Source organism: Streptomyces flaveus (assembly GCF_014647675.1).
Taxonomy (GTDB): domain Bacteria; phylum Actinomycetota; class Actinomycetes; order Streptomycetales; family Streptomycetaceae; genus Streptomyces; species Streptomyces flaveus.
The window spans coordinates 74,483-83,779 of the sequence record NZ_BMPQ01000018.1 but is presented as its reverse complement, the minus strand read 5'-3'; the positions used below and the strand labels follow the sequence as shown (position 1 = coordinate 83,779).

General features: G+C 69.5%; 9 protein-coding genes. 5 read left to right on the top strand and 4 right to left on the bottom strand.

Annotated features, from left to right (window positions below; all coding sequences use genetic code 11):
* Window positions 1–28: 28 nt before the first annotated feature.
* Window positions 29–2,302, bottom strand: coding sequence for a transglycosylase domain-containing protein (locus IEZ21_RS29470; RefSeq protein ID WP_189324899.1), 2,274 nt, complete (start codon window positions 2,300–2,302; stop codon window positions 29–31).
* A 407-nt stretch (window positions 2,303–2,709) separates the two neighbouring features.
* Between IEZ21_RS29470 and wblA the strand changes: the two genes are divergently transcribed.
* A complete protein-coding gene (wblA, locus tag IEZ21_RS29465) occupies window positions 2,710–3,048 on the top strand; it encodes a transcriptional regulator WblA (protein WP_033321758.1) in 339 nt (112 codons plus the stop codon).
* Between the two features lie 180 nt (window positions 3,049–3,228).
* On the opposite strand, the gene bagB is transcribed toward wblA, so the two are convergent.
* Together bagB and bagA are read right to left on the bottom strand one after the other, a co-directional pair.
* Window positions 3,229–4,533 (bottom strand): ATPase BagB, encoded by a 1,305-nt coding sequence (bagB, locus tag IEZ21_RS29460; protein ID WP_189324898.1) that lies wholly within the window; start codon window positions 4,531–4,533, stop codon window positions 3,229–3,231.
* Window positions 4,530–5,507 (bottom strand): ATPase BagA, encoded by a 978-nt coding sequence (gene bagA, locus IEZ21_RS29455; protein WP_189324897.1) that lies wholly within the window; start codon window positions 5,505–5,507, stop codon window positions 4,530–4,532. The genes bagB and bagA overlap by 4 nt, the downstream gene beginning before the upstream one ends.
* A 187-nt stretch (window positions 5,508–5,694) precedes the next feature.
* On the opposite strand from bagA, the gene sp36 reads away from it, so the two are divergent.
* The 4 genes from sp36 to IEZ21_RS29435 all read left to right on the top strand — a co-directional run bounded on the left by sp36 (window position 5,695) and on the right by IEZ21_RS29435 (window position 8,155).
* A complete protein-coding gene (sp36, locus tag IEZ21_RS29450) occupies window positions 5,695–5,856 on the top strand; it encodes a Sp36 family protein (protein ID WP_003975360.1) in 162 nt (53 codons plus the stop codon).
* On the top strand, window positions 5,853–6,320 hold the full coding sequence (locus IEZ21_RS29445) for a RidA family protein (RefSeq protein WP_189324896.1): 468 nt from the start codon (window positions 5,853–5,855) through the stop codon (window positions 6,318–6,320). Before sp36 ends, IEZ21_RS29445 begins: the two co-directional genes overlap by 4 nt.
* Window positions 6,321–6,458: 138 nt before the next feature.
* Window positions 6,459–7,328, top strand: coding sequence for an NUDIX hydrolase (locus IEZ21_RS29440; RefSeq protein ID WP_189324895.1), 870 nt, complete (start codon window positions 6,459–6,461; stop codon window positions 7,326–7,328).
* Window positions 7,325–8,155: an MBL fold metallo-hydrolase gene (locus IEZ21_RS29435; RefSeq protein ID WP_189324894.1), complete on the top strand. Its 831-nt coding sequence runs from the start codon at window positions 7,325–7,327 to the stop codon at window positions 8,153–8,155. The genes IEZ21_RS29440 and IEZ21_RS29435 overlap by 4 nt, the downstream gene beginning before the upstream one ends.
* A 260-nt stretch (window positions 8,156–8,415) precedes the next feature.
* On the opposite strand, the gene IEZ21_RS29430 is transcribed toward IEZ21_RS29435, so the two are convergent.
* A complete protein-coding gene (locus IEZ21_RS29430) occupies window positions 8,416–9,090 on the bottom strand; it encodes a Crp/Fnr family transcriptional regulator (RefSeq protein ID WP_016642758.1) in 675 nt (224 codons plus the stop codon).
* Window positions 9,091–9,297 lie beyond the last annotated feature (207 nt).

The window sequence follows — 9,297 nt, the reverse complement described above, 5'->3', positions numbered from 1 at the left end:
CCCACCGGCGTACGGGAGTAGGGCGGGCCTACGGGAAGGTGCCGCCGCCGTTCCCGTTGCCGCCGCCGTTGTTGCCGTTCCCGCCGATCGTCCACTCCTCGGGTATCGAGAAGGACGGATCGGGGAGGTCGGGGATGTCGCCGATGTCGCCGTTGTCGTTCCCGCCGTTGCGGTTGTCCTCGTCCCCGTTGTCCTCGTCGTCGCGGTCCTCGTCCCGGGGGCGCTCGACCTCGGGGATCCTGACGGGGTTGAAGCTCCCGGAGTCCTTGCCCGAGAGGGCGCCGGCCATGGCGTCCTTCCAGATCGGTCCGGGCACCGCGCCGCCGAAGACCTTCTCGTGCCACTCGCCGCCGATCGTGATGTTCACCATCTTGACCTTCTGGGTGGCGCTGCCGACCCAGACCGCGCCGGACAGTTTCGGCGTGTAGCCCACGAACCAGGCGTTCTTGCGGAAGTCCGTCGTACCGGTCTTACCCGCGTTGTCCCGGTCGGTGAGCCCGGCCTGCTGGCCCGTACCGGAGTCGACCACGCCGCTGAGCAGCGCGTTGATCATGTCCGCGGTGGACTCCGACATCGCGCGCGAGCACGACGACTTCGGCACCTTGAGCGACTTCTTCTCGCCGCCGAGCTGCTGGCTGATCGACTCGATCGCGACCGGCGTGCAGTACGTGCCCCGGTTGGCGAAGGCCGCGTACGCGCTTGCCATGGTCAGGGGCGAGAGGCCGGTGGAGCCGAGGGTGAGCGAGGAGGGCACCTCGGGCACCTTGGTGCCGTTGCCCTGCACCACGCCCAGCTTGTCGGTCATCTTCACCACCGGGCACATGCCGGTGTCCTCGAGCATCTGCACGAAGTAGGTGTTGACCGACTTGGCCATGGCCTCCTGCAGCCCGTACGGGCCGACCTCCGACTCGTCCTCGTTCTCGACCTTGGCCTTGCCGCCCTGGTTGACCCAGGGCTTTCCGCTGCACGTCTGCACCGAGGCCGGATACGGCATCTCGAACGGCGCGGGATAGACCTGGTTGGCGGGCTTGCCCTCCTCCAGGGCGGCCGCGGCCAGGAACGGCTTGAACGTCGAACCCGTCGGGAAGCCGAAGTTCGAGCCGCCCATCTTCGCGTCGACCGAGTAGTTGTACTCCGTCTCGTTCTTGCCGTAGCCGTACGGCTTCGACTGGCCCATCGCCAGGACCTTGCCGGAGCCGGGCTCGACGAGCGTCGACGCCGCCGCGACCTTGTCCTTCTTGTAGACGTGGGTCTTGAGCGACGCCTGCACCGACTCCTGGGACTGCGGGTCGAGCGTCGTACGGATCGTCAGACCGCCCTGGTTCCAGACCTTGGCCCGGGCCTTCTTGGTCTTGCCGAAGACCGGGTCGGTCAGGAACACCTCGCGGACGTAGTCACAGAAGAAGGCAGCGCCCTTGACCGCCGTGATGCACCCGTTGTTCGGCTTGCTGACCTTCAGGCCGAGCGGCTTCTCCTTGGCCGCGTCGGCCTCCGCCTGGGAGACGTTGCCCAGGTCGGCCATGCGCTGGAGGACCACATTGCGCCGCTGTGTCGCCTCTTGCTCGTCGTTGACCGGGTCGTAACGGGTCGGTGACTGGACGACGCCGGCGAGCAGTGCGGCCTGTTCCAGCTTCAGGTCCTTCGCGGACGTGGAGAAGTAGCGCCGGGCCGCGGCCTCGACGCCGTAGGCCTGCTGGCCGAAGAACGTGATGTTCAGGTAGTTCTCGAGGATCTTCTTCTTGCCGAGCTCTTCCTCGACCTGGATCGCGTGCTTCAGTTCCTTGATCTTGCGGCCGAGGGTCTGCTGCGTGGCCTGGGCGACAAGCGTCGGGTCGTCGCCGGCCTCCTCCACGAAGACGTTCTTCACGTACTGCTGCGTGAGCGTGGACGCGCCCTGGGACACTTCGCCGCTCTGCGCGTTCCGGTTGAGCGCGCGCAGGACGCCCTTGAGGTCGACCGCGCCGTGCTTGTAGAAGCGGGAGTCCTCGATTGCGACGATCGCCTGCTGCATGTACGGCGATATGTCCTTGAGTTCGACCACGGTGCGGTCGCGCGAGTAGACCGTGGCGATCCGCCCGCCCTGGTTGTCCAGGATCGTGGTGCGCTGACTCAGCGGCGGACGCTTGAGGTTGGCGGGGATCTCGTCGAAACCCTCGACTGAGCCCTTGGCCGCCAGCCCCAGCGCGCCGGCCGCGGGCAGCGCGATGCCCGCCGCGATGGCTCCCGCGAGCACGCTGACACCTAGGAACTTGGCGGCTTGCTGAACCGAGGACAGGCCGCCACCCGAGCGTTTGTTTGCCATGAGGGCAGCCTACGTTCTCATTCGCCGGACACGCGTACAGGCCTTGGCCTAAGCTGCTCACAACTGTCACAGCGGCAGGGCTACGTATCAATACGGCTGGCGACCCCGAATTGTTCCAGTCGTTCCCAACTTTTTTGTTGGGCTCGTGCCCGAATCCGCCTCATGTGTCACTTGGCGTCCGTTGTGACGCAGCTCAACTGTCCTGGTTTGCCGGGAAGGTTACGTATGCCGTCGGCTCACTCCGTTGGGTGAACTGTCGCGTACCCATAGTCCATTCGGACCATTCAAGATTGGGCACGCAGGGGCTGGTTGACTGTGCCCACCTTCCGTAACGTCCTCAACTGGCGGCGGTGAATATGCCGCTGCCGCCGTGGGGGAGCCTCGATTCGGGAGAGGACGGCGCCGGTATGGGCTGGGTAACCGACTGGAGTGCGCAGGCGGCCTGTCGCACTACCGATCCGGACGAACTGTTCGTTCAAGGAGCAGCGCAGAACAGGGCCAAGGCGGTATGCACCGGATGTCCGGTGCGTACGGAATGTCTTGCCGATGCGCTGGACAACCGCGTCGAGTTCGGCGTGTGGGGAGGGATGACGGAGCGGGAGCGCCGCGCACTGCTGCGCAGGCGGCCAACCGTCACCTCCTGGCGCAGGCTGCTCGAGACAGCGCGTACGGAATACGAGCGGGGGGCGGGCATTCTGCCCCTCGACGAGGAAGAGGTGTACGAGCACTACGCGGCGGTGGGCTGACCGCTCGCCGCGGTCACCTCAGACGAACCGCCGCGGTCGCGCACCGTACGAACGCGACGTACAAAGCCGTACACGACAGATGTGCGGCCGTATACGACGCTGTCTGCGCCCAGGGCCCGCGCGGTCCCGTACGCAACAGGGGTCCACGCGACCCCGAGAGGCTCACGCAGCTCCGACCGGCTAGGCACCGGCCGCGAGCCGGTCCCCGATGTCCCGCAGCCCTGCGAGGTCGTGCACATCGCCGGGCAGCGCGGCCACTTCTGCCACCGCCACCTCGGGGTGGAGCGAGGTGAAGCGGTCACGCGTGCGCTGCTCGCGGAAGAGCAGCCGCATGCGCTCGGCGTGCAACCTCAGCAGGCCCGCGGTGAGATGGTCGACGGTTCGGGCCGTCCCTGCTCCTTCGGCGTCGATCCGGTCCGCGGCGGGGGAGCCTGCGTCGGGTGCGGGAGCCTCGGGAACGGCGGAATCGGGCGATTCTGAACTGCCGTACGTGTCGGGAGAGTTACGAAGTCCAGCTTTCCCACCCTCCTGATCGACAATGCGGGCTTCCGCAAGATTTTCCGCGGCGGCGAGCGCCCGCTCGGCGGACAGCTGGGCGGCGCCGCTGCTGTGGACCCGGTTCAGTACGAGACCCGCGAGCGGCATGTCCTCGGCGGCCAGCCGCTCCACGAAGTACGCGGCCTCGCGCAGCGCGTCGCGCTCCGGGGCCGCCACCACCAGGAAGGCCGTGCCGGGCGCCTGAAGGAGCTTGTACGTGGCGTCCGCGCGCGTACGGAAACCACCGAAGGTGGTGTCCATCGCGGACACGAACGTCTGGACGTCCTTGAGGAGCTGGCCGCCGAGCAGCTTGCCCAGGGTGCCCGTCATCATCGACATCCCGACGTTCAGGAACTTCATCCCCGCCCGGCCACCCAGCTTCGCCGGCGCGGTCAGCAGCCGGATCAGCCTGCCGTCCAGGAAGGACCCGAGCCGCTTCGGGGCGTCGAGGAAGTCGAGCGCCGAGCGCGAGGGAGGCGTGTCGACGACGATCAGGTCCCACTCGTCGCGGGCCCGCAGCTGGCCCAGCTTCTCCATCGCCATGTACTCCTGCGTGCCCGCGAAGCCCGCCGAGAGTGACTGGTAGAAGGGGTTGTTCAGGATCGCGGCGGCCCGCTCGGGGTCCGCGTGCGCCTCGACGATCTCGTCGAAGGTGCGCTTCATGTCGAGCATCATCGCGTGCAGTTCGCCGTTCGCGGAGTCGTCGACGCCCTTCACCCGGCGCGGGGTGTTGTCGAGCGCGTCGATGCCCATCGACTGGGCGAGCCTGCGCGCCGGGTCGATGGTGAGGACGACCACCTTCCGGCCGCGCTCGGCGGCACGCAGCCCGAGGGCCGCCGCGGTGGTGGTCTTGCCGACGCCGCCCGCCCCGCAGCAGACCACGATGCGGGTCTTCGGGTCGTCGAGCAGCGGGTCGACGTCCAGGAGGCGAACCGGGTCCAAGCTCATGAGATCCCCTGCCGGCGCAGTTCGGTGGCGAGTTCGTACAGGCCCGCGAGGTCCAGTCCCTCGGCGAGCAGCGGGAGTTCGTGCAGAGGGAGGCCCAACGCCTGGAGTGCGGCCCGCTGCTCACGCTCCAGTGCGTACCGCTCGGCGTACTCCTCGGCCTGGGTGAGCAGCGGTTCCACGAGCCGCTCGGCGACTCCGCCGCGGCGGGCGCCGCCGAGTCCGGCCGCGGACAGCGACTTGGCGATGGCCGTACGCGGTGCGTCGCGCGTGAGGTCCAGGTCGGCCTCGTCGAGGATGGCGGGCCGCACCATGTTCACGATGATCCGCCCCACCGGCAGCTTCGCGGCACGCAGTTCGGAGATGCCGTCGACGGTCTCCTGGACGGGCATCTCCTCCAGGAGGGCCACCAAGTGCACAGCCGTCTCACGGGACTTGAGGACCCGCATGACGGCCTGCGCCTGATTGTGTATCGGGCCTATTTTGGCGAGGCCCGCCACCTCGTCGTTCACGTTCAGGAAGCGGGTGATGCGGCCCGTCGGCGGGGCGTCCATGACGACGTAGTCGTACACGAACCGCCCGGTCTTGTCCTTCCTGCGGACTGCCTCACACGCCTTCCCGGTGAGGAGTACGTCCCTGAGGCCGGGCGCGATCGTCGTCGCGAAGTCGATGGCGCCGAGCTTCTTCAGGGCGCGTCCGGCGCCCCCCAGTTTGTAGAACATCTGGAGGTAGTCGAGAAGCGCCAGCTCGGGGTCTATGGCGAGGGCGAACACCTCCCCGCCCCCGGGAGCGACGGCGATCTTCCGCTCCTCATAGGGCAGCGCCTCCGTCTCGAAGAGTTGCGCGATGCCCTGCCTGCCCTCGACCTCGACCAGGAGGGTGCGTTTGCCCTCCGTCGCGAGGGCGAGCGCTAGTGCTGCGGCGACCGTCGTCTTGCCGGTACCGCCCTTGCCGCTGACGACCTGGAGCCTGCTCACATCTTCGAGCCTAACCAGTCGGCGGCCGGGCTACGCAGGAGGCTGTGGACAACGGTGGGCGGAGGCTGTGGAGAACGAGTGGCGGAGGCTGTGGGGAACGTGCGCGGGAGGCCGGCCGTAAGGCGTGCCGAAGGCGGGGTGCAAGGCGCGCGGGAGGCCGTGCGTGGCAGCGGATACAGTCGGCCACATGACCAAGTGGGAATACGCGACTGTGCCTCTGCTCGTACACGCCACGAAGCAGATTCTGGACACCTGGGGCGAGGACGGCTGGGAGCTCGTCCAGGTGGTGCCCGGGCCGAACAACCCCGAGCAGCTGGTGGCCTACCTGAAGCGCGAGAAGCAGGCATGAGCGCCGTCGAGGCCAAGCTGGCCGAACTCGGGCTGACCCTCCCCGAGGTCGTGCCGCCGCTCGCCGCGTATCAGCCTGCCGTGCGATCCGGGGTGTACGTCTACACCTCCGGCCAGCTCCCCATGGTGGACGGCAAGCTCGCGGTCACCGGCAAGGTGGGTGCCGAGGTCACTCCGGAGGTGGCCAAGGAGCTGGCCGCCACCTGTGCGCTGAACGCCCTGGCCGCGGTCAAGTCGGTCGCCGGTGACCTCGACCGTGTCGCGCGCGTGGTGAAGGTCGTCGGCTTCGTGGCCTCGGCCGCCGACTTCACCGGCCAGCCCGCCGTCGTGAACGGCGCGAGCGAGCTGCTGGGCGCGGTCCTGGGCGACAAGGGCGTACATGCTCGAAGTGCGGTCGGGGTGGCGGTGCTGCCGCTGGACTCGCCGGTGGAGGTCGAGATCCAGGTGGAGCTGACGGAGGCGTAATCAGGTCCTCCGGGGCGCCGGTCGGTCGATCGGGCTCCCTGGGGGCATTGGTTCCGGCACTGGTTCCTCCGGGGCAGCCCCTGGAGCAGCCGATTGTTGCCTCTCGAACATCAGCTCTCTACGGGATAGCCTCCGCGCATGGCGAATGGGCAGTGGTACCCACCGGAGTGGCCGGACCGTATCCGCGCGCTTGCGGAGGGCACGCTCACACCGGTCGTCCCCAAGCGGGCGGCCACCGTCATGCTGCTCAAGGACACCGACGGCGCTCCCGCCGTACACATGCTGCGCAGACGCGCCTCCATGGCCTTCGCCGGAGGCGCGTACGCGTATCCCGGGGGCGGCGTGGACCCCAGGGACGACGAGCGGCAGATCCGCTGGACGGGTCCCACGCGCGCGTGGTGGGCGTCCCGGCTCGGCGTCGACGAGACCTCCGCCCAGGCGATCGTCTGCGCGGCGGTGCGCGAGACGTACGAGGAGGCGGGCGTGCTGCTCGCCGGCCCCACCCCGGACTCCGTGGTCGGCGACACCACAGGAGACGACTGGGAGGCGGACCGTGAGGCCCTGGTCGCCCGGGACGTCTCCTTCGCCGAGTTCCTGGAGCGCAGGGGGCTCGTGCTGCGATCCGACCTCCTGGGGGCGTGGACGCGCTGGATCACCCCGGAGTTCGAACCGCGCCGCTACGACACGTGGTTCTTCGTGGCCGCCCTCCCGGAGGGTCAGCGCACCCGCAACGCCTCCACGGAGGCCGACAGCACCGTCTGGATCCGCCCCGGGGAGGCGGCGGACGCGTACGACAAGGGCGACCTCCTGATGATGCCGCCCACCATCGCGACCCTGCGCCAGCTCCGCTCGTACGCCACTGCCGCCGAGGCCCTCGCCGCCGCACCCGGGCGCGACCTGGCCCCCGTTCTGGCGAAGGCCCGCCTGGAGGACGGCGAGCTGGTGCTCTCCTGGCCGGGACACGACGAGTTCACCAAGCACATCCCGACCGGTGGAGCCCCCGCATGACGGACGCAGCAGCCCTTCCCGGCCAGCCGCGGGGCGGGGTTCTCGACGGCCCCGCCACCGCGCGTGCGATCAACGTCCTCGCCCCGAACGCGTCCCTCATGACGCTCGACGGGACGAACACGTGGATCCTCGCCGAACCGGACTCCGAGCTCGCGGTGGTGATCGACCCGGGGCCCCTGGACGACGTACACCTGCGCCATGTCGTCGATACGGCGGAGAAGGCGGGCAAGCGGGTCGCGCTGACCCTGCTGACGCACGGGCACCCCGACCATGCCGAGGGCGCCACGCGGTTCGCGGAGCTGACCGGCACGAAGGTGCGGGCGCTCGACCCCGCGCTGCAGCTCGGCGACGAGGGCCTGGCGGCCGGAGACGTGATCAGGACGGGTGGCCTGGAGCTGCGCGTCGTACCGACCCCCGGTCACACCGCCGACTCGCTCTGCTTCCATCTGCCCGCCGACCGCGCCGTCCTGACCGGCGACACGGTCCTCGGCCGGGGCACCACGGTCGTCGCCCACCCCGACGGCCGCCTCGGCGACTACCTGGACACCCTGCGACGACTGAGGTCCCTGACGGTCGACGACGGCGTACACACGGTGCTGCCGGGTCACGGCCCCGTCCTCGACGACGCCCAGGGAGCCGTCGAGTACTACCTCGCCCACCGCGCCCACCGCCTGGCCCAGATCGAGACAGCGGTCGAGGACGGCTACCGCACTCCGAGCGAGGTAGTGGCGCATGTGTACGCCGACGTGGACCGCTCACTGTGGCCGGCGGCGGAACTGTCGGTACGGGCACAGCTGGACTATCTGCGGGAGCACGGCCTGATCTAGGCCTGCTCCCCGCGCCCCTTGGAGGCCGCAGGCCCCCAAGGGGCGCGGGGAACTGCGCGACCAGCCACGACGCACCCGCAGCCGCGACACCACCTGTCATCCCACCCCCTTGGCGGGGGCCCGGGGCGCAGCCCCAGGGATGGGACGGGTAGGGGCGGCGGGGGCGAGAACCATCCCGGCACGCCCCCGCAGGCGACAACAAAAGGGCCCCGCCCTCCAGAGGAGGCGGGACCCCAGAGACGTACGGCCAAGACCCAGCGTCAGCGAGACCGCTTGGCCAGCCGCTCCACATCCAGCAGAATCACCGCACGCGCCTCCAGCCGGAGCCACCCGCGGCCCGCGAAGTCGGCGAGCGCCTTGTTGACCGTCTCACGGGAGGCGCCGACCAGCTGGGCGAGCTCCTCCTGGGTGAGGTCGTGCACCACATGGATGCCCTCTTCGGACTGCACGCCGAAGCGGCGCGACAGGTCGAGCAGGGCGCGCGCGACCCGGCCGGGAACGTCCGAGAAGACCAGGTCGGACATCTGGTCGTTCGTCTTGCGCAGGCGCCGGGCGACGGCGCGCAGCAGGGCGGCGGCCACCTCGGGGCGCGCGTTCAGCCACGGCTGGAGGTCGCCGTGGCCCAGGCCCAGCAGCTTGACCTCGGTCAGCGCGCTGGCGGTCGCCGTGCGCGGGCCCGGGTCGAACAGCGACAGCTCGCCGATGAGCTCGCCGGGACCGAGGACGGCGAGCATGTTCTCGCGGCCGTCGGGGGACGTGCGGTGGAGCTTGACCTTGCCCTCGGTGACCACGTACAGGCGGTCACCCGGGTCACCCTCGTGGAAGAGCGCGTCGCCGCGCGCGAGGGTCACCTCACTCATGGAGGCGCGGAGCTCCGCGGCCTGCTCGTCATCGAGCGCCGCGAAGAGCGGGGCGCGCCGCAGAACGTCGTCCACGAGTTCTCTCCTTGTCGACCTGCTCAGGGGATCTTGCTCCCCCGTATACCAGGGGACGGTGTTCCCCATATTGCCGGACGGTCCAAACAGTGTGATCAGTCACAAGTCTGCCGCACGCACGTCCCGGGCAGTGCGGCAGGGGGCCAATTGAGGGCCGATCCCGGAGGGGCGGGGCGGATGTCGGTGGTGGGCTTTAGGCTGGCCGGG